The 23870-nt window shown below is 70.8% G+C and carries 20 protein-coding genes; 10 read left to right on the top strand and 10 right to left on the bottom strand.

Annotation, left to right across the window (positions count from 1 at the left end; translation table 11 throughout):
• Positions 1 to 24 precede the first annotated feature (24 nt).
• The 4 genes from pheA (at position 25) to AC1P0E_RS17410 (ending at position 4261) form a co-directional block, all read left to right on the top strand.
• Positions 25 to 960 (top strand): prephenate dehydratase, encoded by a 936-nt coding sequence (gene pheA / locus AC1P0E_RS17425; protein WP_482743086.1) that lies wholly within the window; start codon positions 25 to 27, stop codon positions 958 to 960.
• A gap of 593 nt (positions 961 to 1553) precedes the next feature.
• Positions 1554 to 2831, top strand: coding sequence for a serine--tRNA ligase (serS, locus tag AC1P0E_RS17420; protein WP_482743085.1), 1278 nt, complete (start codon positions 1554 to 1556; stop codon positions 2829 to 2831).
• Positions 2828 to 3646, top strand: coding sequence for an HAD family hydrolase (locus AC1P0E_RS17415; protein ID WP_482743084.1), 819 nt, complete (start codon positions 2828 to 2830; stop codon positions 3644 to 3646). Before serS ends, AC1P0E_RS17415 begins: the two co-directional genes overlap by 4 nt.
• 255 nt (positions 3647 to 3901) lie before the next feature.
• Positions 3902 to 4261 (top strand): DUF488 domain-containing protein, encoded by a 360-nt coding sequence (locus AC1P0E_RS17410; protein ID WP_482743083.1) that lies wholly within the window; start codon positions 3902 to 3904, stop codon positions 4259 to 4261.
• Positions 4262 to 4282: 21 nt separating this feature from the next.
• Here the strand turns inward: AC1P0E_RS17410 and AC1P0E_RS17405 are convergent, their stop codons facing one another.
• The 5 genes from AC1P0E_RS17405 to AC1P0E_RS17385 all read right to left on the bottom strand — a co-directional run bounded on the left by AC1P0E_RS17405 (position 4283) and on the right by AC1P0E_RS17385 (position 8861).
• Positions 4283 to 5011, bottom strand: a complete 729-nt coding sequence (locus AC1P0E_RS17405; RefSeq protein WP_482743082.1) for a hypothetical protein — start codon at positions 5009 to 5011, stop codon at positions 4283 to 4285.
• Positions 5012 to 5279: 268 nt separating this feature from the next.
• Positions 5280 to 5999, bottom strand: a complete 720-nt coding sequence (locus AC1P0E_RS17400) for an ABC transporter permease (RefSeq protein WP_482745789.1) — start codon at positions 5997 to 5999, stop codon at positions 5280 to 5282.
• Positions 6000 to 6017: 18 nt separating this feature from the next.
• Positions 6018 to 6929 carry an ABC transporter ATP-binding protein gene (locus tag AC1P0E_RS17395; RefSeq protein ID WP_482743081.1) on the bottom strand — a complete coding sequence of 304 codons (912 nt, stop codon included), beginning with the start codon at positions 6927 to 6929 and terminating at the stop codon, positions 6018 to 6020.
• Entirely contained in the window at positions 6926 to 7834 is a 909-nt protein-coding gene (locus AC1P0E_RS17390) for an ABC transporter permease (RefSeq protein WP_482743080.1), read from the bottom strand. Before AC1P0E_RS17390 ends, AC1P0E_RS17395 begins: the two co-directional genes overlap by 4 nt.
• Complete coding sequence (locus tag AC1P0E_RS17385) at positions 7824 to 8861, bottom strand: ABC transporter ATP-binding protein (RefSeq protein ID WP_482745788.1); 1038 nt, start codon at positions 8859 to 8861, stop codon at positions 7824 to 7826. The genes AC1P0E_RS17390 and AC1P0E_RS17385 overlap by 11 nt, the downstream gene beginning before the upstream one ends.
• 257 nt (positions 8862 to 9118) lie before the next feature.
• On the opposite strand from AC1P0E_RS17385, the gene AC1P0E_RS17380 reads away from it, so the two are divergent.
• The 5 genes from AC1P0E_RS17380 (at position 9119) to AC1P0E_RS17360 (ending at position 14326) form a co-directional block, all read left to right on the top strand.
• Positions 9119 to 10000 carry a M24 family metallopeptidase gene (locus tag AC1P0E_RS17380; RefSeq protein WP_482743079.1) on the top strand — a complete coding sequence of 294 codons (882 nt, stop codon included), beginning with the start codon at positions 9119 to 9121 and terminating at the stop codon, positions 9998 to 10000.
• Complete coding sequence (locus AC1P0E_RS17375; RefSeq protein ID WP_482743078.1) at positions 9997 to 11766, top strand: SDR family oxidoreductase; 1770 nt, start codon at positions 9997 to 9999, stop codon at positions 11764 to 11766. Before AC1P0E_RS17380 ends, AC1P0E_RS17375 begins: the two co-directional genes overlap by 4 nt.
• A complete protein-coding gene (locus tag AC1P0E_RS17370; RefSeq protein ID WP_482743077.1) occupies positions 11763 to 12671 on the top strand; it encodes a metal-dependent hydrolase in 909 nt (302 codons plus the stop codon). The genes AC1P0E_RS17375 and AC1P0E_RS17370 overlap by 4 nt, the downstream gene beginning before the upstream one ends.
• 47 nt (positions 12672 to 12718) lie before the next feature.
• Positions 12719 to 13672, top strand: a complete 954-nt coding sequence (locus tag AC1P0E_RS17365; RefSeq protein WP_482745787.1) for a MerR family transcriptional regulator — start codon at positions 12719 to 12721, stop codon at positions 13670 to 13672.
• Between the two features lie 111 nt (positions 13673 to 13783).
• Positions 13784 to 14326 carry an RNA 2'-phosphotransferase gene (locus AC1P0E_RS17360; RefSeq protein ID WP_482743076.1) on the top strand — a complete coding sequence of 181 codons (543 nt, stop codon included), beginning with the start codon at positions 13784 to 13786 and terminating at the stop codon, positions 14324 to 14326.
• Positions 14327 to 14340: 14 nt separating this feature from the next.
• Here the strand turns inward: AC1P0E_RS17360 and AC1P0E_RS17355 are convergent, their stop codons facing one another.
• Positions 14341 to 15039: a maleylpyruvate isomerase N-terminal domain-containing protein gene (locus AC1P0E_RS17355; RefSeq protein ID WP_482743075.1), complete on the bottom strand. Its 699-nt coding sequence runs from the start codon at positions 15037 to 15039 to the stop codon at positions 14341 to 14343.
• A gap of 28 nt (positions 15040 to 15067) precedes the next feature.
• Positions 15068 to 15967, bottom strand: coding sequence for an LLM class flavin-dependent oxidoreductase (locus tag AC1P0E_RS17350; RefSeq protein ID WP_482743074.1), 900 nt, complete (start codon positions 15965 to 15967; stop codon positions 15068 to 15070).
• 446 nt (positions 15968 to 16413) lie between these two features.
• On the opposite strand from AC1P0E_RS17350, the gene AC1P0E_RS17345 reads away from it, so the two are divergent.
• Positions 16414 to 17280: an HAD family hydrolase gene (locus AC1P0E_RS17345; protein ID WP_482743073.1), complete on the top strand. Its 867-nt coding sequence runs from the start codon at positions 16414 to 16416 to the stop codon at positions 17278 to 17280.
• A gap of 50 nt (positions 17281 to 17330) precedes the next feature.
• Here AC1P0E_RS17345 and AC1P0E_RS17340 read toward each other — a convergent pair whose 3' ends face one another.
• The 3 genes from AC1P0E_RS17340 to cydD form a co-directional block, all read right to left on the bottom strand.
• The gene (locus AC1P0E_RS17340; protein ID WP_482743072.1) at positions 17331 to 18461 is read right to left on the bottom strand and encodes a M23 family metallopeptidase; all 1131 of its coding nucleotides are present in this window, start codon (positions 18459 to 18461) and stop codon (positions 17331 to 17333) included.
• A 122-nt stretch (positions 18462 to 18583) separates the two neighbouring features.
• Positions 18584 to 20299, bottom strand: coding sequence for a sensor histidine kinase (locus AC1P0E_RS17335; RefSeq protein ID WP_482743071.1), 1716 nt, complete (start codon positions 20297 to 20299; stop codon positions 18584 to 18586).
• A gap of 24 nt (positions 20300 to 20323) precedes the next feature.
• A complete protein-coding gene (gene cydD / locus AC1P0E_RS17330; protein WP_482743070.1) occupies positions 20324 to 23869 on the bottom strand; it encodes a thiol reductant ABC exporter subunit CydD in 3546 nt (1181 codons plus the stop codon).
• Between the last annotated feature and the right edge of the window lies 1 nt (position 23870).

Here is a 23870-nt window from a genome sequence, read left to right as displayed (position 1 = left end):
CGCACGGCGCATTAAGGTGACCGTATGTCGGCAACGCGCTATGCCTATCTCGGTCCCGAAGGCACCTTCACCGAGGTCGCCCTCCGTACGCTCCCCGAGGCCGCCACCCGGGAACTCGCCCCGATGGTGTCCGTACCGGCCGCTCTCGACGCCGTACGCAGCGGTGAAGCGGCGGCGGCGCTCGTACCGATCGAGAACTCCGTCGAGGGCGGCATCACCGCCACGCTCGACGAACTGACGTCCGGCGAACCGCTGATGATCTACCGCGAGGTGCTGCTGTCGATCAGCTTCGCGCTGCTGGTGCGTCCCGGTACCAAGCTCTCCGACATCAAGACGGTCACCGCGCACCCCGCAGCCCAGCCACAGGTGCGCAACTGGATGGCGACGCACCTGCCCGACGTGCTGTGGGAGTCGGCGGCGTCGAACGCGGACGGCGCGCGGCTGGTCCAGGAGGGCCGGTTCGACGCCGCCTTCGCGGGTGAGTTCGCGGCGGCGACGTACGGCCTCGAACCGCTCGTCACCGAGATCCACGACGCCGTGAACGCACAGACGCGTTTCGTCCTGGTGGGACGGCCCGCGCGGCCCGCGGCACCGACCGGGGCGGACAAGACGTCGGTGGTCCTGTGGCTGGGCGACGACCACCCGGGCGCGCTGCTCGAACTGCTCCAGGAATTCGCGGTGCGCGGCGTCAACCTGATGCTGATCCAGTCGCGGCCGACGGGTGCGGGCATCGGCAATTACTGCTTCGCCGTGGACGCCGAGGGCCACATCTCGGACCGGCGGGTGGGCGAGGCCCTGATGGGGCTGAAGCGGATCTGTCCGAAGGTGCGCTTCCTGGGGTCGTATCCGCGGGCCGGTGTGGCGGTCGACGATGTGCGGGCGCTGCGACCGGGGACGTCGGACGCGGAGTTCGTGGCGGCCGCGGACTGGCTGGCGCGGAGCCAGGACGGGCGGGCCTGACTGCCTGACCGGTCCGGGGCCGGCAGCGCAGCGACTGCTGCTGCTAGTCCTACCTGCAGATTTGCGTTATCCACAGAAGTTGTCCACAGGTGCGCTTCTCGACCTGGGGACAAGTCGACAACGTATCCCGACATCGTCGACAAATCTGCTCAGAGACCTCTCTTCCGTCCACAGGTCGGCAGGTCGTGCTCTGTCAGCCCAATTCCATTGATCAACTCTTTAGAGCGAGTAATTCCCACCCGAATGAGTGTGTGAAGAGGGTTTGGGCCGGGAATCCTTCGCCCTTCATGCACCTTTCGGAACGATCTCTTCCGGCGTCCACAGATCTTTCGCACAGCCTGTGGATAAGTCTCTGGAGCCGTCCATTCCTGTGGACAACTGAGTCGCCAACTCCCGCTCCGCGCAAGGGGAAAGCGTCAAGGAGATGAACGGAAACTGCCCCGTTTCGGGGAATAACGCCTGTTTTATTGACGCGCGTCACGGGCGCCGGGGCGGCCGTCCTCCACCATTCCTAATTTGGGCAATACGGGCAAAGCGCCACGCAATGCAATATCAAGTCGATCGGCGGAAGCGGTCGCAGGTAGCCTGGTGGGGTGATTGACCTTCGCCTGCTCCGTGAGGACCCCGACCGTGTCCGCGCCTCCCAGCGCGCCCGTGGAGAGGACGTCGCCCTCGTCGACGCCCTCCTCTCCGCCGACGAGCGGCGCAGGTCGTCCAGCGTCCGCTTCGACGAACTCCGCTCCGAGCAGAAGTCGCTCGGCAATCTCATCCGCAAGGCCGCCGACGACGAGAAGGCCGAACTGCTGAGGAAGGCCGGCGAGCTCGCCGCCGCCGTCAAGGCCGCCGACGCCGAACAGGACGAGGCGGCCGAGGAGTCCAAGCGCCTGCTGCTCCGGCTCGGCAACATCGTGCACCCCGACGTCCCCGTGGGCGGCGAGGAAGACTTCGTCGTACGGGAGACCATCGGCACCCCGCGCGACTTCGCCGCCGAGGGCTTCGAGCCCAAGGACCACCTGGAGCTCGGCGAGTCGCTCGGCGCGATCGACGTCGAGCGCGGCGCCAAGGTGTCCGGCTCGCGCTTCTACTACCTGACCGGCATCGGCGCGCTCCTCGAGCTCGCCCTCGTCAACGCGGCGATCGCGCAGGCCACAGAGGCCGGCCTGATCCCGATGCTGACGCCCGCGCTGGTCCGGCCGCGCGCCATGGAGGGTACGGGCTTCCTCGGCCAGGCCGCCGAGAACGTGTACCACCTGGAGAAGGACGACTACTACCTGGTCGGCACCTCCGAGGTCCCCCTCGCGGCGTACCACATGGACGAGATCATCGACGCGGACAAGCTGCCGCTGCGGTACGCCGGCTTCTCGCCCTGCTTCCGGCGCGAGGCCGGTACGTACGGGAAGGACACCCGGGGCATCTTCCGGGTGCACCAGTTCGACAAGGTCGAGATGTTCTCGTACGTCGCCCCGGCGGACGCCGAGGCGGAGCTGGAACGGCTGCTGGCGTGGGAGAAGCAGTGGCTGTCGTCGCTGGAGCTGCCGTTCCAGGTGATCGATGTGGCCAGTGGTGACCTGGGTTCCTCGGCCTCGCGCAAGTACGACTGCGAGGCGTGGATTCCGACGCAGGGCAAGTACCGCGAGCTGACGTCCGCGTCGAACTGCCTGGAGTTCCAGTCGCGCCGGCTGTCGATCCGGATGCGCGACGGCAAGAAGGTGCAGCCGCTGGCGACGCTGAACGGCACGCTGTGCGCCGTACCGCGCACGATCGTGGCGATCCTGGAGAACCACCAGCAGGCGGACGGTTCGGTGCGGGTGCCGGAAATTCTGCGGCCGTACCTCGGGGGACGAGAGATTCTGGAGCCCCTCTCCAAGTGAGCACCGCCTCCCGGCCGTTCCCGTACAAGCTTGTCGCGACCGACCTCGACGGGACGCTGCTGCGCTCCGACGACACGGTCTCGGGCCGTACGCGCGAAGCGCTCGCCGCCGCCACGGCGGCGGGCGCGGCCCACATCGTCGTCACCGGACGCTCGGTTCCGTGGACCCGGCACATCCTGGACGACCTCGGCTACGAAGGCCTCGCGGTCTGCGGCCAGGGCGCGCAGGTCTACCACGCGGGTGAGCACCGGCTGCTGACCTCGGTGACCCTGGACCGGCAGCTGGCCGGGCTGGCGCTGTCGAAGATCGAGGCGGAGACCGGCCCGCTTGCGCTCGCCGCGAGCCGCGACGGTCTGGACGGCGAGGTGCTGGTCGGGGCGGGCTACCGGGTGCAGGAAGGGCCGCTTCCGTACGTGGCCTTCGAGGACCCGTCCGACCTGTGGTCGGCGCCGCTGAACAAGGTCTACATCCAGCACGCGGACCTGGGCGACGACGAGCTGGCGCGGGTCGCGCGCCAGACGGTCGGCAGCCTGGTCGACGTGGTGATGGCGGGTCCCGGCGTGGTGGAGCTCCTGCCGCTGGGGCTGAGCAAGGCGACGGGCCTGTCGCTGGCTGCACGGCGGCTGGGGCTCAAGGCCTCGGACACGATCGCCTTCGGCGACATGCCGAACGACATCCCGATGTTCGGCTGGGCCGCGCACGGCGTGGCGATGGCCAACGCTCACGACGAACTCAAGGCCGTGGCCCACGAGATCACGGCGTCCAACGACCACGACGGCATCGCGGTCGTCCTGGAGCAGTTGCTGAGCGGCTGAGTCCCTGGGCTGCCGGTGGTGAGGCCGGTTGCGAGTGTTGGCCGGGTCGGGTACGTCACCGGCCAACACCCCACCCCCGTGAGTGGTGCGTCACCCAGTGTGCAGGGATCTTCCGGCGGCGTCATTCTATTTTTCGAGCGGAAGCTGGACGCTGCCGATCGCACTGATGCTGGGGGTCTGCGCGGGTCTGCGCGGCGGCCCTGGTGGTGGGCCTGTTCGCGGCGCGCGACCGGAAGGTGTAGCAGGCTGGTCCTTGTGACCGAACCTGATGTCCGAGTGCGCAGGGTGTACGACCCGCCGTCCGCCGAGGACGGTACGCGCGTCCTGGTCGACCGGCTGTGGCCGCGCGGCCTGAGCAAGGAGACGGCGGAGGTCGACGCGTGGCCGAAGGCCCTCACCCCGTCGACGGAACTGCGCCGCTGGTACCACGGCCCGTCCGGCGAGTTCGAGGAGTTCGGCCGGCGTTACGAGTCCGAGCTGGCCTCTCCGGAAGCGGCAGCCGCCCTGGACGACGTGCGGACGCTCGCGAAGGCCGGCCGGATCACGCTGCTCACCGCCGCCAAGGACCCCGGACACAGCCACACCGCGGTGCTGCTGCGACTGCTGCTGGCCTGAGGTCCTCGGCGGCGGCCGGTATCAGCGGCGGTGCTTACGCGTCTTGGCCCGCTGGACCCGTTCCAGTGCGCTCAGCCGGAGGGAGACGTCGTCCAGCCTGCGGTCGATCCGCTCCTCCATGCGGTGCATGTGGTCGGAGAGATCGCAGAGCCGGTTGCTGATGGCGCCGACCACCTGATTGGTGGCGTCGAGCCGCCGGTCGAGGCGGTCCAGACGTACCGAGATCCCGTTGATGACGGGCCCGAGCTCTTGGAGCGCGCGCCCCACTGTGTCGAGGTGGGACTCCACCTTGGTGACGCGTTTGTCGAGCGAGGCATAACCCGCGCGCCAGCCGTTCTCCTCGGCGTCGAGGAGGTACGTACGGACACATCGGGCGATGTCGCTGTCGCGAAGAAGCATCGCGATGTTGAGGACGGTGCGGCGGGTGTACAGGGTGAGTTGAGTGGCCGCCTGTGGATAACTTGTCCCCAGGTCGTCGCTCCATAGGGACAAGATGTCCCTATGGAAGGTGCGCAGGTCGTCGCCTCGCAGTACTTGCAACCCGTTCTCGTTGAGTTCGGGCCGATGCCGCTGGACCACCTTCTTGAGGACCTCTGTGGATACCTCGAAATACCGGGCCACGTCCTCTGTGCGAACGTAAATACCGTCCGGGAGCATGACAAGCGCCTTGACTTTATCGAGGACGTCGATGCGGCCCAGATGCTCGTCGCGCATGGTGCGCGATTCGAGCAGGGCGACTTCTGATGGCATGAGCATGTCTTCCGTTCGTGGAAGCCGACGATGGACAGCCCTCTCCCCGGGCTCTCAGGGGTGGAGGACGCTCAAGGTGGCTACTCACTCTGGCGACCGGCCCGGATCCGTTCCGGCACCGGCAATACCCGAATTCACGAACGCTCGACGTCTCAGATTCCAATTGCCTCCACGCGCAGTGAACAACGAGCCGATAAACGTACAGTCACGCGGAAACGCATCAACCCCCGCCTACCGGACGGGGGTTGATGGACGGGAGCGTTCCGCTTTACTCCTCGCCCGCCAGCTTCAGCGTGCGCAGCTTCTGGCCCGCGTACCAGGTCGCCGCCACCGTCACCACCGCCAGCAGGACCGACGCCGTCGGCAGGGCGACGTCCGAGGTGATCGTGCCGTTCGCGCCGATGCGTTCGGCCAGGGACAGCGCCCACTGCTGGACGCTGAGCGTGCGCGCGCCCGGGACGAGGCTGCCGAAGAGCGTCTCCCAGACCAGCGCGTAGACGAGGCCGAAGACCACCGCGTGGCGGCTGACCGTACCGAGCAGCAGGAAGATCGCGCTGTACGCGATCGAGGCGACCAGCGCCGCGACCGTGTAGGCGATGGCGATCTGCCCGCCGTTGCCGTTGAGGATCAGGCCCGCGACGAACGTGGGGATCGCGGAGAAGGCCATCGTCACGGCGATCGCGACGATGAGCTTGGTGAAGATGATCGTCGGGCGCTTCACCGGCTTGGCGAGCAGGTAGACGATCGAGCCGTCGTCGATCTCCGGTCCGATCGCGCCCGTACCCGCGATCACGCCGATCAGCGGGATCATCGTGGCGATCGCGAAGCCGCCCAGGACGTCGGACGCGATCTGGTCGTCCGCGCCCGCCAGCAGCCGTACCGCCACCGCGATGGCGATCAGCAGCGCCGGCAGGATGAAGAGAATGGCGGCCCTGCGGCGGCCGAGGAGGGCCCGGTAGGTGAGCCGGGCGACTGTGGGTTCGTAGATCATCGCTGCAAGCTCCTTTCAGGCCGCTACGAGGTAGGAGAAGACCGATTCGAGGGACTCGTCGGAGGGCGAGACCGTCAGCAGCCGGATGCCGTGCGCGCGGGCGACCTGCGGGAGCAGTGCCGTGAACCGGCCGAAGTCGACGGCCTGGATGCGCAGCGCCCCTTCCTCCAGGTCCACTTCGATGCCCGCTGTGGACGGGTCCGCGATCAGCGCGGCGGCGAGCGCGCGGTCGTCGCTGGAGCGTACGAGATAGCGGTGCGGGCGGTCCGTCATCAGGCGTCGGATCTTGCGGAAGTCGCCGGAGGCGGCGTGCCGTCCGGCCACGATCACCTCGATGTGCGAGGCGAGTTGCTCGACCTCCTCCAGGATGTGGGAGGAGAACAGGACCGTACGGCCCTCGGCGCCCATCCGCCGCAGCAGATCCATCAGCTGCATGCGCTGGCGCGGGTCCATGCCGTTGAACGGCTCGTCCAGGAGCAGCACCGACGGGTTGTGGACGAGCGCGGACGCCATCTTCACGCGCTGGCGCATGCCTTTGCTGTACGTCGCGATCTTGCGGTCCTGCGCGTACTCCATCTCGACGGTCGCGAGCGCCTTCTGGGCAGCTTCCGCGGTCAGGCCGTGCAACTCGGCGTTGGCGACGACGAATTCGCGTCCCGTGAGGAAGTCGTACATCGCCTCCCTCTCGGGCACGATTCCGATCTCCTTGTAAACGGATTCGTTGCGCCAGATCGGCTTCCCGTCGAGGGTGACGGTGCCGGTCGAGGGGGCGAGGAAGCCGCCCATCATGTTGATCAGGGTGGACTTCCCGGCGCCGTTGGGGCCGAGCAGTCCGGTCACGCCGGGGCCGACGCGCATGGTGATGTCGTTGACGGCCACCACGTTGCCGAACCAGCGTGAGGTGTGGTCGATGTCGATGATGGTCACAGCCCGGCCTTTCGGTAGCGGCGCATCAGCACGGCGTACGAGCCGTAGACGAGCCCGAGGACGGCGAGCAGGTAGACGACGCCACTGCCGGCCGAGGGGCCTTCCCCTCCGGGGAAGGCCGATGTGGCGCCGAGGAAGGCGGTCTGTACGCCGTCGATCAGCGTGAGGGGCGAGAAGAGCCCGAGCCACTCGACAGCCCCGGTGGAGCCCTGGTCCCAGGCGATCACCTGGACCGTCGACACCGCGCCGTACGAGATGGTCAGTGCGGCGATGACGGCGGCCACACCGAAGCCGCGGCGCGGGGTGAGGGCGGCCAGCACCAGGCCGAGGCCGGCGAAGAGGACGGACAGCAGTGCCACGGAGACCAGCCCCTGTGCGAACGCCTTCGTCTGGTCCGCGAAGTCGAATTCGGCGAGCAGCGCACCGGCGTAAAGGATCACCAGAGGGGCCGCCGTGAGGATGAAGAGGGCCGATGCCATCGCCGCGTACTTGGCGAGGACGTAGTCGACGCGCTCGATGGGGCGCGAGAAGTACAGCGGTACGGTTTTGAAGCGCAGGTCGCGCGAGACGGACTGCGGGGCCTGGGAGGCCAGGTAGAGGCCGATGACGGCCTGCATGACGATCGCGTACCGGGTGTACGTCACCGGCAGGTCGGTCAGGCCGGGCCCGGCCACGGCGACCGCGACGATGATCGCCGCGACCAGGCACATCACCGCGAAGAGGACCATCGGCAGGACCTTGGACTTGGCGCTGCGGCCCAGTCCGTAGGCGCCGCGCAGGGACTGCGAGAAGAGCGAGCGGCGTGCGTAGGCGCGGCCCAGGCGCGGTCCGTCGTACGACCGGTAGCCGATGTTGTGGATCCGGCTCGGGTCGGTGCCCGGCGGTGTCGTGAGGTCAGCTGCCATCGCGGCCGCCTCCCTTCTGCTGTACGGCGTGCTGCACGGGGGGCTGCACGGCAGGCTGCACGGCGTGCTGTACGGCGTGCTGTACGGCGGCGACGGGCTTGCGGGCCTCGACGTCTGCTTCCGTTGGTGTGTGCTCGTTCGTGCGGAAGACCTCCGCGATGTGGTGCCGGCGCTGTTCCATCCGCACGAGCCCGACCCCGAGGTCGGCGACGGTGTCCCGCACCAGGTCGTACGTCTCCTCGCCGGTCGCCTCGACCAGCAGGATGTGGCCGGCGCCCGGCAGACCGTCCTCCACGCGCGCGTGCAGCGTCGCTCCCGCGGCGGTCAGTGCTTCGCGCAGGGCGCGCGTCCCGTCCGGGTGGGTGTCGCTGTCGGTCACTTCGACCGCGAGTGTGGTGGTGGTCTGGGTGAAGTCGCTGGTGGAGCTGGAGCGCAGCAGGGTGCCGCCGTCGATGACGACGACGTGGTCGCAGGTGCGCTCGAGCTCGCCGAGGAGGTGCGAGGTGACCAGGACCGAGATGCCGAAGTCCGTGTAGACGCGGCGGATGAGGCCGAGCATCTCGTCGCGGCCGACCGGGTCGAGGCCGTTGGTCGGTTCGTCGAGGAGGACCAGTTTCGGGTCGTGGACCAGCGCCTGCGCCAGTTTCACGCGCTGCTTCATGCCGGTCGAGTAGCCGCCGATGGGGCGGTAGCGCTCCTCGTACAGACCGACATGGCGCAGGGTGTCGGCGGTGCGTTCTCGGGCGGCGGTCGGCGGGAGCCCCGACATGCGCGCCATGTGGACGACGAACTCGGTGGCCGAGACGTCGGGTGGCAGCGCGTCGTGCTCGGGCATGTAGCCGACCTGCTCGCGGATGGCGCCGCCACTGGTGGCGACGTCCAGGCCAAGCACGGCAGCGGTGCCCTCCGTGGCGGGGGACAGACCCAGCAGGATCTTGATCAAGGTGGACTTGCCGGCTCCGTTGGCGCCCACCAGGCCGGTCACACCGGGTCCGATGTCCAAGGAGAGCCGGTCAAGAGCGGTCACCCTCGGGAACCGCTTGCTCAGGCTTTCGGTCGCGATCACAGTCACGTGTTCGAAGGTAGTGGCGCAGACCACACCAGGCGTCAGACCAGGCGGCTGGATCCGTGTCCGACTCCAGGCGTACGGGCCCGTAGGGGGCGTCGTCCGTCGCATCAGGTTTCCACAGGTAACGCAGACCCCTTGACGTCGCCGCCGGGCATTGTCACATTCATCAGTGTCAAGTTACGAACGCGTACCGCAACAAGGGACGGACAGGTGGCATGGCTTCAGCAGCGGTCTCAGCAGTCTCTGCGTCAGTTTCGGCTTCGCAGAGCGAACTCACCGCGGATCTGCGGGGGTTCCGCGAGGTGCAGCGCCTCGCCTACGCCTGCGCGGAAGCCGTCGCGGCCCAGCTCAAGCCGGGGGTGACGGAGCGCGAGGCGGCGCGGATGCAGCGCGACTGGCTGCGCGAGCGCGGGGTGAACGACTGGTTCCATCTGCCCTTCGCCTGGTTCGGTGACCGTACGGCCTTCGTGAATTTCCGGGTGCCGCTGCAGTTCTTTCCGACGAACCGGCGGCTGGAGGCGGGGATGCCGTTCATCCTCGACATGGCCCCGGTCTACAAGGGCTTCACCGCCGACATCGGCTACTCGGGGTGCCTCGGCCTCAACCCCGTGCACGACAAGCTGCTCGCCGATCTCGAACCGCACCGTGAGCTGATCCTGCGCGAGGTGCGCGAGCGGCGGCCGCTGCGCGAGATCTACGAGGACGTCGAGCGGCTCATGGCCCGCCAGGGCTATGCCAACCGGCATCGCGCCTACCCCTTCGGCGTCATCGCCCACAAGGTCGACCGGGTGAAGGAGCGACGCTGGTCGCCGCATCTCTTCGGGTTCGGCACCCAGTCGCTGAAGGGGCTGGCGAGCGACGCCCTGCACGGGCACCGCGACGGCTGGTCGCCGCTGTGGAGCCCGTACACCTTCTCCGACCACCCGCCCCAGCCGGGCCTGTGGGCGGTCGAACCGCACCTCGGATTCAGGGGTACGGGCGCGAAGTTCGAGGAGATCCTGGTGGTGACGGACTCCAGGGATCCGGAGCAGAGCGCGTTCTGGCTCGACGACGATCTGCCGCACGTGCGGCGCTGGGCAGAGGAGAAGTCGGCGTGAGTATCGAGCAAGCCACCGAGCGGTGGGTACGTACGGGCGGAGTCGAGCTGTGCGTCGCCGAGCTGGGCGATCCGGCGCGGCCGACCGTACTGCTGGTGCACGGCTATCCGGACAGCAAGGAGGTGTGGGCCGAGGTCGCCTCGCGGCTCGCCGAGCACTTCCACGTCGTGCTGTACGACGTACGCGGACACGGCAGGTCCACCGCGCCCAAGCCACTGCGCGGCGGCTTCACGCTGGAGAAGCTGACGGACGACTTCCTGGCCGTCGCCGACGCGGTCAGCCCCGGCAAGCCGGTGCACCTGGTCGGACACGACTGGGGGTCGGTGCAGTCCTGGGAGTTCGTGACGGTCAAGCGCACCGAGGGCAGGATCGCCTCCTTCACGTCGATGTCCGGCCCCTCCCTGGACCACTTCGGGCACTGGATCAAGAAGCGCATGGCCCGGCCGACCCCGCGCCGGGCCGCCCAGCTCCTCGGGCAGGGCGCCAAGTCCTGGTACGTGTACATGCTGCACACGCCCGTGCTGCCGGAGCTGGCCTGGCGCGGACCGCTCGGCAAGCAGTGGCCCAAGATCCTCCAGCGGGTGGAGAAGGTGCCCGCCGGTGACTACCCGACGGCCTCGCTGCCCCAGGACGCGGCGCACGGCGCCTGGCTCTACCGCGACAACGTGCGTGCCCGGCTGCGCAGGCCGCGCGCCGACGCGTACGCCCACGCCCCCATCCAGCTGATCACACCGACCGGTGACATCTTCCTCTCGGAGCGGCTGTACGACGACCTGGAGCAGTGGGCGCCGCAGCTGGTGCGGCGCTCGCTGCCCGCCAAGCACTGGGTGCCGCGCACCAGGCCCGACCAGCTGGCTTCCTGGATCACCGAGTTCGTCACGGCGAACGAGGACACCGCGGCCGGAGTCGCACCCCGGGACAAGGTGGCGAGCGGTCCGTACGCCGACCGGTTCGGCGGGCAGCTCGTCCTGGTGACGGGCGCGGCCAGCGGCATCGGACGGGCCACCGCCTACGCGTTCGCCGAGGCGGGGGCGCGGATCGTGGCCGTGGACCGGGACACGGAGGGCGCGGCCCGTACGGCGGAGATGGCGCGGCTCATCGGTGCCCCGCAGGCCTGGGCCGAGACGGTCGACGTCAGCGACGAACAGGCGATGGAGAAGCTCGCCGAGAAGGTCGCCACCGAGTACGGGATCGTCGACGTCCTGGTCAACAACGCCGGCATCGGGATTTCCGGCTCCTTCCTGAACACCACGTCCGAGGACTGGAAAAAGGTCCTCGACGTGAACCTGTGGGGCGTCATCCACGGCTGCCGCCTCTTCGGCAAGCAGATGGCCGACCGCGGCCAGGGCGGCCACATCGTCAACACCGCGTCGGCGGCGGCGTACCAGCCGTCGAAGGTGCTTCCCGCCTACAGCACGTCGAAGGCGGCGGTGCTGATGCTCAGCGAGTGCCTGCGGGCGGAATTCGCCGGCCGGGGCATCGGGGTCAGCGCGATCTGCCCCGGGCTCGTGAACACCAACATCACCTCGACCGCACGGTTCGCCGGGGTCTCGGCGGCCGAGGAGAAGCGCAGGCAGCAGAAGTCGTCACGCCTGTACGGGCTGCGCAATTACCCGCCGGAGAAAGTAGCGGACGCGGTCCTGAAGGCCGTCGTACGCAACCAGGCCGTCGTACCGGTGACACCCGAGGCGCGCGGCGCCCACTTCCTGTCGCGCTTCGCACCGAGGACCCTGCGCGCGATCGCCCGGATGGAGCCGCCGCTGTGAGCACCGACGAACAGTACGCCATCGTCCCTCGCAGGGTCTCGTTCGACTGGCGCGAGACGCCGCTGCACTGGATCCCGGACGAGCCCACCGCCACGCATGTGATCAACGTGCTGCACCTGCTGCTGCCGGCGGGGGAGCGGTGGTTCGTCAGGGTCTTCAAGGAGGCCCTGCCGCTGGTCCGCGATCCGCAACTGCTGAGGGACGTCAAGGGGTTCATGGGACAGGAGGCGACGCACAGCGTTCAGCACGCGTACGTGCTGAACCACCTGGCCCGGCAGAACCTGGACACCGGCGCGTACACGAAGCACGTCGACTTCCTCTTCGAGAAGCTCCTCGGCGAGGCCCCTCCCTTCGGGGCGCCGATACCGGCGCAGGAGTGGCTTCGCTTCCGGCTGTCACTGGTCGCCGCGATCGAGCAATTCACCGCCGTACTGGGGAACTGGGTGCTGCACGCCGAGGGCCTCGACCACGCCGACCCGGACGCCGTGATGCTCGACCTGCTGCGCTGGCACGGCGCCGAAGAGGTCGAGCACCGGGCCGTCGCCTTCGACATGTACCAGCACTGCGGGGGCACCGGCCTGCCCCGCTACGCCCGTCGCGTCGAGGGCATGGTGGTGGTCGCCCCGGTGCTGCTGTGGCTGTGGGCCTGGGGCGCGGCGTACCTGATACGCCACGACCCGCAACTGGCGGGCCGGCTGCGGTACTCGCTGCGCGAGCACAACCGGGCGGTCGCCAAGGGCCTGCTGCCGACCTGGCGCGAGCTGGGCGCCGCGATACCGCGCTACTTCCGGCGGTCGTACCATCCCTCGCAGGAAGGCTCGCTGCGCAAGGCCGTCGAGTACCTCTCGACCTCGCCCGCGGCCCGGGCCGCGGTGGGGGCGGTGGGGCGGGCGGCGCTGTCGTAGACGCATGGGTGAAACGGGTCGGGGCGTGAGGGAGTGAAGGCGTGAGCGTGTCCGGGCAGCCGGCAGCCGAGTACCGGATCGAGGACCTCGCGCACCTGAGCGGCGCGACGGTCCGTACGATCCGCGCCTACCAGGACCGAGGGCTGCTGCCCAAGCCGGAACGGCGCGGCCGGGCCAATGTGTACGGGGACACGCATCTGGCCCGGCTCCACCAGATCGCCGGTCTCCTCGACCGCGGCTACACCCTGGCCAGCATCAAGGAACTGCTGGAGGCGTGGGACGCGGGCAAGGGGCTCGGCGGGGTGCTGGGGCTCGTCACCGAGGTCAGCGGGCCGTGGACGGACGAGGAGGCGGACCGGATCTCCCGGGCAGAGCTGGACGAACGGTTCGGTGGGAAGCCCGACGACGCGGCGGTCGACGAGGCGGTGGAGCTCGGGGTGCTGGAGCGCGTTCCGGGACGGGACGACGAGTTCCTGGTTCCGTCGCCGCAAGAGCTCGCGGTAGCGGTGGAGTTGCACGCGGCGGGTGTCCCGCTGCCCGCAATCTTCGGTCATCTACGGGAACTTCGCGGTCAGGTGGAGCACATCGCCGCGCGTTTCCTGGAGTTCACGACCGAGCACGTTTTCGCACGCTACCTCGGCCATCGCCCGCCCACGGACGCCGACGCGGCGGAGGCGGCGACGCTGGTACGGCGGCTGCGTCCGCTCGCCCAGCAGACGGTCGACGCGGAATTGGCCCGTGCCATGCGGCTGTTCGCCACCCGCCACCTCCAGCAGCACCTCGGCGCGGCCGCACCGCCCGCAACGGACCGCGAGCCGGTTACCGTGACACTCCCCGAGGACACAATGCGCGCTGTCCGCACACTGGTTGGGTCGGACAACGCCGCAGCCTTCATTACGGCCGCGACCGAACGAGAGGTCCAGTCAAGGACATTGGACGCACTTGCCGCAAATACCGTCTCACCGGACGTAGTTGACCAAATCCCCAACAATCACAAGTGAGTTGTCCACAGAGTCGCCAAATCCCTTGTGGAAAACTCGACTTGGCTGTGGATCAAACCCGCTGGCCCAAATGAGTGGCGTGACGCTCGTCTCGCCGGGCACTGTGGGGCGATGGACGAAAGACGCACCACGAAGGTGTCGAAATACCTCTCGAAGCATCTGCGGCATCAGCCCGAACGCATCGGGATCACGCTCGACGAAAACGGCTGGGTGGCGATCGACACCCTCCTCCGCGCCGCGACGGCGCACGGTTTCCCGATCAGCCGCGCCGAACTCGACCACGTCGTCGCCGCCAACGACAAACAGCGCTTCGCGGTCGACGGTCCCCTGATCCGCGCCAGCCAGGGCCACACGGTCGAGGTCGACCTCGGCCTCCCGCAGGCCGAGCCGCCGGCGTACCTCTACCACGGCACCACAGCCCGCAGCCTCGAAGCGATCCGGGCCGAAGGCCTGCGCCCCATGGCCCGCCACGACGTCCACCTCTCACCCGACCGCGAGACCGCCACCCGCGTCGGGGCCAGGCGCGGCCGCCCCGTCGTCATCAGCGTGGACGCCGGGGCCATGCACCGCGCCGGCCACGTGTTCCGGATCAGCGCGAACGGCGTCTGGCTCACCGCGTCCGTACCGCCGAAGTTCCTGCGCTTCCCCCGCTGAAGTGCCCGCCGGCCTCAGCCCAGTGTCAGCCACCGCAGCCCGTGGCGCTCGGCCGCGGCCCGTTCGGTCTCGGACATCGTCAGCCGCCCGGTCGCCTTGCGCAGAAACGTCGTTCGGTCCCAGCCCGCCCCCGCCACCGTGACCGGCTTGTCGTACGGCTGCCCGTCCAGCAGCAGGCGCGCCACCACGTCCGCCGCCTCGCCCGTCGGCCACGGCCGGTGACCCAGCCCCGCGGCCACGTCGAAGCCGTGCACGCACACCTCGACGACGCGGGTGACGAGGAAGTCGGACAGCAGCATCGGGTCGCCGTGCCGGGTACGCAGCTGGCGCTCCGGCGGCTCCTTGGCGCAGGAGGCGGCGACAGCACGCCAGACGGTGTCGAAGTGCTCGGCGAGGGCCCGGCCGTCGCCGTACGCGGCCGCGGACTCCTGGGCCGCCCCGACGCGTACCTCATTGCTCCCGGGGGAGAAGCGCTCGTCCGGCGCGTAGTAACCGGCGGCTGTCACCAGCACGTCCGACGGCGCCGGCTCGGGCTCCGCCAGCATGTCGCCGACCCGGCCGACGGCAGCCGTCAGGTGGGCGAACACCTCACGCACGGTCCACGGGTCGCACGGGCTCGGCCGGTCCCACTCCGCTGCCGGGATCGCGCAGACCTTCTCGTACAGGCGCTGCGACTCGGCCCTGAGGGCCGCCAAAACCGTTTCCCCGTCCATACGGACCAGCCTAGGCATCGCTCGTACCTCAGGAGGCCAGCTGGGCCAGTCCCTCTGTCGCGATCCGCTCGAAGGCCTTCTCGTCGGCCGCGAAGTCCGAGTCGGGGATCGGGGCGTGCAGCACGATCTCGGTGAAGCCGAGGGCGAAATGCCTTCCCGCGAAGTCCACGAACGCGTCGAGGGACTCCAGCGGACCGCTCCGCTCCGGGGTGAAGCCGGTGAGCAGGATCTTGTCGAGTTCGCCCGCGTCCCGGCCGACCTCCGCGCAGGCGGCGCCCAGCTTGCCGATCTGGCCGCGGATGGCCTCCAGCGACTCGGCGGGCGTACCGGACTCGAAGAGCTTCGGGTCGCCCGTGGTCACCCAGGCCTGGCCGTACCGGGCAGCGAGCTTCAGCCCGCGCGGGCCGGTCGCGGCGACGGCGAAGGGCAACCGGGGGCGCTGGACGCAGCCGGGGATGTTGCGGGCCTCGTCGGCGGAGTAGTGCGTGCCCGCGTGGGTGACGGCGGGCTCGGTGAGCAGCCGGTCCAGGAGCGGCAGGAACTCGCCGAACCGGTCGGCGCGCTCGCGCGGTGTCCACGGCTCCTGGCCGAGCGCGGTGGCGTCGAATCCGTTGCCGCCGGCGCCTATGCCGAGCGTGAAGCGGCCGCCGGACACGTCGTCCAGCGTGATCAGGTCCTTGGCGAGGGTCACGGGGTGCCGGAAGTTCGGCGAGGTGACGAGCGTGCCCAGCCGCATGCGCGAGGTCGCGCCGGCGGCGGCGGTAAGGGTCGGCACGGCGCCGAACCACGGGCCGTCGCGGAAGGTCCGCCAGGACAGGTGGTCGTACGTGTACGCGGTGTGGAAACCGAGCTGCTCGGCCCGCTGCCAGGAGTCACGGCCGCCTTCGGACCAATGACGGACGGGAAGAATGACAGTACTCAGACGCATCCCCCGACCCTACTTGGGCGCGGCGGCAGGACGTGGCCGGCGCCGGGCCGACCCCGGTGTGAGCGCAGGGATGGGGGCGGGGCTTGGCAGGGACCGACGGGGACCGGACCGCGCCTGGGTGGCCACGGTGCCGGGAGGGGACGTGCCGGGGCGCTCCCCGCAGGGCGTCGAACGCAACGAGCCCGAGCCTTACGCAGCACTGCCCGAACGTTCGGCGCCCGAGGAGACGCCCCGGCGCGGCACCGACCCCGAAGCCCCGCTGGGTGGCGACGGGCGGCCCCGGGACCGGACGGGACATACGGTCGCCCTGCCGCCCCTGCCGCCCCCGCCGCACCCCGGCCGGATCCCGCCACCCCGCGCCTCCCTCCCCAGCAGCCCGCGCTCCGGGGGGTCTCAGATGTGCGCCCCTTCGCACGCCCGTGCATTCCATACGGGAAGATGGATCTGTGACCTCAGCGACCGACCCCCAGCAGGCCCAGCCGGCCCCGGCCGGCACCACCACCCCGCGGCTGATCGCGACCGACCTCGACGGCACGCTGCTGCGTGACGACAAGTCCGTGTCGGACCGTACGATCGCCGCGCTCGCCGCCGCCGAACGGGCCGGCATCGAGGTCTTCTTCGTCACCGGCCGCCCGGCCCGCTGGATGGACGTCGTCAGCGACCATGTCCACGGCCACGGCCTGGCGATCTGCGCCAACGGCGCCGCCGTCGTCGACCTGCACGCGGGCGGCAGGCTGATCCAGGTCCGCCCGCTGGCCCGCGAGGACGCCCTCGCCGTCGTACTCGCGCTGCGCGCGGCCGCCCCCGGCACCTCCTTCGCGGTCGAGCTCGCCACCGGCATCCACTACGAGCCCGCGTACCCGCCCTTCTTCCTCGACCCGGGCGCGACCGTGGCCACCGCCGAGAAGCTGCTCGCGGAAGCGACTCCCGGCTCCGGGGTCCCGGTCGTCAAGCTGCTCGCCCACCACGCCGAGCTGTCCCCCGACGACTTCCTCACCCTGGCCCGCGCGACCACGGACAACCGCGCGTCGGTCACCCGGTCCAGCCCGACCGCCCTGCTGGAGATCAGCGGTTACGGCGTCTCCAAGGCCAGCACCCTGGCGCAGTGCTGTGCGGAGCGCGGCATCTCGCCCGCCGAGGTCGTGGCCTTCGGGGACATGCCGAACGACGTGGAGATGCTGGCCTGGGCGGGCACGTCGTACGCGATGGGCAACGCGCACCCGGACGTGGTGGCCGCCGCGTCCGGCCGTACGGTCGCGAACAACGACGACGGCGTCGCGGTGGTCATCGAACGGATCCTGGCCGCCCTGTAGCCGCGCGAGGGGGCAACAGGAAAAACGGGTCCAACGAATCCCACGGGGGCTCAGAATCGCGCCCCGCGCTCGCGCATCCAAGGCGCCGGATCGATCCCCGACCCCAGGTGGGGAGTGAGCCGTACCTCGAAATGCAGGTGCGGCCCCGACGAGTTCCCGGTGGTGCCGGCCTGCCCGATCCACTGGCCGGTACGCACTCGCTCCCCCTGGTCGACCGTGACCCCGGCCAGGTGCGCGTACTGCGAGTAGTAGCCGCCCGAGTGTCCGACCACCACCTCGATGCCGAACCCGCCGCCGCAGGAGACCGAGACGACCCGGCCCTTGCCAATGGCGCGTACCGGTGTGCCGATGTCCACGGCGAAGTCCTGCCCGGTGTGCCGGCTCCTCCAGCGCGCGCCTTCGCCGCCGAATCCGGCGGACAGCTCGTACTCCTCGACAGGCGTCACCCACGGACGCCCGGTCGGCGGCCCCTTCTCGTCCAGGCGTACGGCGCCGGCGCAGCGCCCCGCCGCGACGCTGCGGTCCGCCTCGCCCTGGAGCTTCCACCGGGCGTCTTCGAGCTTCGCCGTGATGGCCTGCCTGACCGACGCGAGCTGCTTGTTACGGGCGTCGAGGTCGAGCCATGCGGCGCTCGCCAGCTGCTCGTCCTCGATGAGCCTGCGCTCGGCGCGCTCGGCCCGGTCCAGCATCCGGGACACGGCCAGCTCGGCCTGCCAGGCGAGGCGGTGACCGTCCATCAGCTCCTGCGGGTCGTCGGCGAGCAGCAGCTTGGCGGTGTACGCGATCCCGCCGCCGCCGGCGCGGTACTGGGCGCGCGCGACCCGGCCCACGTCCCCGCGCAGCACCTGGATCTCGTCCCGCTCCTTGGCGATCAGCCGCTCCAGGCGCAGTGCCTTCGCCCGCTGCTTCCGCGCCTCGCGCCTGCCCTGTTCGTACGTCGCGGAGGCCTGGGCGGCCTGTTCGTACAGCCGCGCGACCTCGGCGCCGATGGCGGGCCCGTGGGAGGGGTCGTCCCCGGCGTGGGCGGCCGACGCGGCGGTGGAAGCGGCGGCGGGACCGGCAGCGGGCGCGGACGCGGCCAGAACAGCAGCGGCGGCAGCTGTGGCGGCGGGCGCGGGGAGGCACAGAAGCAGCACGCACAGCACCGGCACGAGCAGCCGTTGGCAGGGTCCGAGGTGCATCCACGGATCGTGTCCCGGCGGCCCCCCGAATGCGTGCACCAAGGTCACGCCACCGGGTGTCGTCCCGCCATCCGGCCTACCCGGACGCCTGCGCGGGCGCGGGCACCAGCTCCCGCAGCCCCCTACAGCGGCGCCTCCCACACCACGGTCGTACCCCCGCCGTCCTCCCCGAGCCCCGGCCCGCACCTGCTCGTACCGCCCAGTGCCTCGGCCCGCCGCTTGAGGTTGCGCAGGCCGCTGCGCCGGCCGCCCGCCGGTATGCCGACGCCGTCGTCCGCCACCGAAAGCCGCACCCCGCGGCTCCCGTCGGCCATTTCGACCGTGGCGTCGACGACGACTTCGATACGGGAGGCCTGCGCGTGCCGGAAAGCATTGGACAGGGCCTCGCGCAGCGCCGCGATGAGGTTCTTGCCGGTGAGCTCGCCGACCAGCGAGTCGACCGGGCCGGCGAACCGGTGCCCCGGCTTGAAACCCAGCGGCACGGCCGCCATGTTGATCTCCCTCAGTACGCGCGTACGCAGCCCCGAAGGCGCCTCGGCCGGGCCCTGCTGGAGCGCGAAGATGGCCGTACGGATCTCCTGGATCGTCACGTCCAGTTCGTCGACCGCCCGGCCCACCCCCGTCCGTACCTCGGGCACGACGGACCTGCGCTGGGCGCTCTCCAGCATCAGCCCGGTGGCGAACAGCCGCTGGATGACCAGGTCGTGCAGGTCGCGGGCGATACGGTCACGGTCCTCGTACACCGCGAGCCGCTCCCGGTCCCGCTGGGTCTCCGCCATCATCAGCGCGAGGGCGGCCTGCGAGGCGAACTGCGCGGCCAGCGTCCGCTCCGCCTCCGTGAACGGCTTCGCGCCCCGCGCCCGGGGAGTGGCAAGGGCCCCCAGCACCCGGCCGCCGCTGTGCAGCGGCAGCAGCATGTTCGGCCCGTACCGCCGCGCCAGTCGCGTGACCATCCGCGGGTCGCTCGCCGAGTCGCCGATGAACACCGCCTCGCCGGCGAGGAGCCGCGCGACGACCGGGCTCTCGGGCGGGATGACCACACCCAGCGACTCGGACGGGTCGTCGGCCGAGACGGCGGCGATCTCCAGGCCGCCCTCATCGGCGGGCAGGAGCACTATTCCGGCGGCCGAGTCGGCGAGCCGGCGGGCCTGTTCCGCGACGACGGTGAGCGCCTCGTCGGCGTCACCGCCCGACAGGAGCGCGGTGGTGACGGCGACGGACCCGTCGATCCAGCGCTCGCGCTGACGGGCCGCCTCGTACAGCCGGGCGTTGCCGATGGCGATCCCCGCCTCCGTGGCGAGGACCCGGACCATGTGCAGGTCGTAGTCGTTGAACTCGGCCCCGCCGTGTTTCTCCGCGAGGTAGAGGTTGCCGAAGATCTCGCCCCGTACGCGGATGGGGACGCCCAGGAAGGACCCCATCGTGGGGTGGTGCGCGGGAAATCCCGCGAAGCGCGGGTCGGTGGTCAGCTCACCGAGGAGTACCGGCTCGGGGCCCTCGACCAGCGCGCCCAGCAGCCCGTGGTGGCCGTCGGGCAGCCGCCCGATCCGCGCGACCTGCTCCTCGGTCATGCCGTACGTCACGAAGTCGGACAGGCCGTCGCGCTCTTCGTCGACGACGCCGATCGCCGCGTACCTGGCGTCGGCGAGCTCCGCGGCCGTCTCGCAGATCCGGTCGAGGGTGGAGTGCAGTTCGAGGCCCGTGCCGACGGACCGCATGGCCTCCAGCAGCTGCGGCACGCGCGCGGTGAGTTCGGTGGAGAGGCCCTGCAGGCTGCGGGCGGCCTGCGTGGCGGCTTCGAGGTGGTCACTCGGGTCCGGCACGTCCTCCACTGACATACCCTGAGCCTAATAAGTCCCATTTCAAGATGAAAGTCGGGCACCGACCGCTTCGACCGTTTCGGCTTCCCGCTCGCGCTCCAGCATCCGCCGCAGCGGCCCCTCCCTCTCCACCAGCTCCGCGTACCGGCCGCGCTGTACGGCGTGCCCGTCGTCCAGCACGATCACCTCGTCCACCGCCTCCAGGCCCTGGAGCCGGTGCGTGATGATCAGCGTCGTACGCCCTTCGGTGGCCCTGAGCAGGTCGGCCGTCAGCGCGTCCGCCGTCGCCAGGTCGAGGTGCTCGGCGGGCTCGTCGAGCACGAGCACGGGGAAGCCGGCCAGCAGCGCGCGGGCCAGTGCGAGGCGCTGGCGCTGGCCGCCGGAGAGGCGGGCGCCGTGTTCGCCGACCATCGTGTCGAGCCCGTCGGGCAGCGCGTCCACCCAGGTCAGCAGCCGGGCGGCGGCAAGGGCGTCCCTCAGCTCCTCCTCGGTCGCGTCCGTCCTGGCCAGCCGGAGGTTTTCCCGTACGGAACTGTCGAAGATGTGCGCGTCCTGCGCGCACAGGCCGACGAGCTGTCGCACGTCGTCACCGTCGAGCTCGGCGGCGTCCGTTCCGCCGAGTGTGTACGTCCCCGCTCGCGCGTCCAGGAAGCGCAGCAGCACCTGGGCGAGCGTCGTCTTCCCGGCGCCGGACTGACCGACCACGGCGATGCGCCGGCCCGCTTCCAGCGTCAGGTCGAAGCCGGCCAGGGCATCCCGCTCCTGCCCGGCGTACCGGGCTCCGATCCCACGCATCTCCAGCGGGAACGGCGTCGCGGGCGGGGCGGCGGGCGTCTGCGGCTCACGCACCGGCACCGGCGCGTCCAGCACCTCGTACACGCGCTCCGCACTGCGCTTGACGCGCTGGCGGTACTGCACGGCGAGCGGAAGCCCGGTGACGGCTTCGAAGGCGGCGAGCGGGATCAGTACGACCACCGCCAGCGTCACCCCCGCCAGCCGCCCGTCGTGCACGGCCTGCACTCCGGCGAGCGCGGCGAACACGACGGTCAGCCCGCAGGCGAGCGAGGAGAGCCCGCCGCCGAGGGCGGTGGCGGTCGCGCCCCGCGAGGCGATGCGCGTCAGCGCCCCGTCCGCTTCCTTGACCCCGTCTGTACGTCGGTTCAGCGCACCGGCGACGGTCAGTTCGGCCGTACCGCCGAGCAGATCGGCGACCCGGGTCGCCAGTACTCCGCGCGCGGGCGCCAGCTGCCGCTCGGCCCGCCGGGCACACGCCCCGCTCAGCCACGGCACGCCGACCCCGGCGACGAGGAGCCCGGCGGCCAGCACCGCGCCGGCCTCAGGCAGCAGCCAGGCGGTGAACCCGACCGAGCCCGCACCCACGAGAACGGCGCTGCCGACCGGCAGCAGCCACCGCAGCCAGTAGTCCTGCAACGCGTCCACGTCGGCGACCAGCCGGGCCAACAGATCACCGCGCCGGGCCTCGCGCAGCCCGGCGGGCGCGATCCGCTCCAGCCGCCGGTACACGGCGACGCGCATCCCGGCCAGCATCCGCAGCACGGCGTCGTGCGCCACGAGCCGCTCGGCGTACCGGAAGACGGCGCGCCCGATACCGAAGGCACGGGTCGCGGTGACGGCCACCATCAGATAGAGCACCGGGGGTTGCTCGGAGGCGCGCGAGATCAACCACCCGGACACGGCCATCAGCCCCACGGCCGACCCGAGCGCAAGGCTCCCGAGCCCCAACGCCAGCCCCAGCTGCCCCCGCAGCTCCCCAGCAGCTTCCCGAACCCGCCCGAGCACCCCACGCCCACCAGAACCGACCGCGGCCTCCGTCATCTGCCCAGAACCACCACCCGCACCCGCCGCAGGCCCCTCAACGGGAACAGGACGCCCATCAATCCGCCCTCCCCCGACGGGCGGGCGGGTGGGAGACCCTCCCGCACCTGCGCCCAGCTCCACCACCCGGTCCGCTATAGCAAGCAGCGCCGGCCGGTGCACCACCAGCACCACGCTCCGCCCCGCCGCCAGCCTCCGTACCGCGTCGACGATCCCCGCTTCGGTCTCCCCGTCGAGGTTCGCCGTCGGCTCGTCCAGCAGCAGCAGTGGCCGGTCGGCGAGGAACGCCCTCGCCAGGGCGAGCCGTTGCCGCTGCCCGGCCGAGAGCCCCGCGCCGTCCTCCCCGAGCCGCGTCTCGACGCCCCGGGGGAGCGCGGCGACGAAGTCGTACGCTCCCGCGTCCCGCAGAGCCGCATCCACCGCCGCGTCATCCGCGTCCGGCCGCGCCAGCCGCACGTTCTCCGCGACCGTTCCCGCGAACAGATGCGGCCGCTGCGGCACCCACGCGATCCGCTCCCGCCACCGCTCCATCGACACGGTCGCCAGGTCCACCGCGCCCGGCCCGTCCCCGACCAGCACGCGCCCCTCGTCCGGCGGGGCGAAACCGAGCAGCACGTTCAGCAGCGTGCTCTTGCCGACCCCGCTCGGCCCGACGACCGCGACCGTCTCGCCTTCACCCACCTCCAGCGAAGCCGAGTCCAGCGACGCCTCGCTCCGCCCGGCGTGCCGGACCGTCACACCCTCCACCCGCAGCGGCCCGGAAGAAGGCGCGTCCACCCCACCCGCCGGCCGTCGCGGTTCCGTCTCCAGTACGTCGAAGATCTCCTGCGCGGCGGACAGCCCCTCCGCCGCCGCGTGGTACTGCGCCCCGACCTGCCGCAGCGGCGCATACGCCTCGGGCGCCAGCACCAGAATCACCAGCCCCGTGTACAGGTCCAGGTCCCCGTGCACGAGCCGCATGCCAATGCCCACCGCGACCAGCGCCACCGACAGCGTCGCCAGCAGCTCCAGCGCGAACGACGACAGGAACGCGATGCGCAACGTCCGCATGGTGGCCTGCCGGTATTCGGCAGTGATCGACCGGATCGACTCGGCCTGCGCCTTCGCCCGCCCGAAGACCTTCAGCGTGGGCAGCCCGGCCACGACATCCAGGAAGTGCCCGGACAGCCGGGAAAGCAACCGCCACTGCCGGTCCATGCGCGCCTGCGTGGCCCATCCAATGAGGATCATGAAGAGCGGAATCAGCGGCAGTGTCCCCACGATCACCGCCGCCGAGATCCAGTCCTCGGTCACGATCCGCGCGAGCACCGCCACCGGCACCACCACCGCGAGCCCGAGCTGCGGCAAGTACCGCGAGAAGTAGTCGTCCAGTGCGTCGACGCCCCGGGTAGCCAGCGCCACCAGCGAGCCGACGCGCTGCCCGGTCAGCCACCCCGGCCCCAGCTCAACGGCGCGCGCCAGCAGCCGCCCCCGCAGTTCCGACTTGACCGCCGCGCTCGCCCGGTGCGCGGCGAGTTCGGTCAGCCAGGCAACAATCCCCCGCCCCACCGCGACCGCTGCCAGAAGCAGCAGCGGCGTACGCAGCTGCGAGCCGTCCAGCCCCTGCTGGAACGCGCCCACCACCACCTCGGCGATGAGCATGGCCTGGGCGACGACCAGGCCCGCCCCGGCCAGCCCGAGGAGCACGACCGCCCCCAGGAACAGGCGCGTGGCGCGGGCGTACCGGAGCAGACGCGGGTCGATCGGTTTCACG

The organism is Streptomyces sp. TRD_SC_5 (assembly GCF_056836825.1).
The sequence above is the reverse complement of the archived record's forward strand: the minus strand, read 5'-3'. Positions and strand labels throughout refer to the sequence as shown.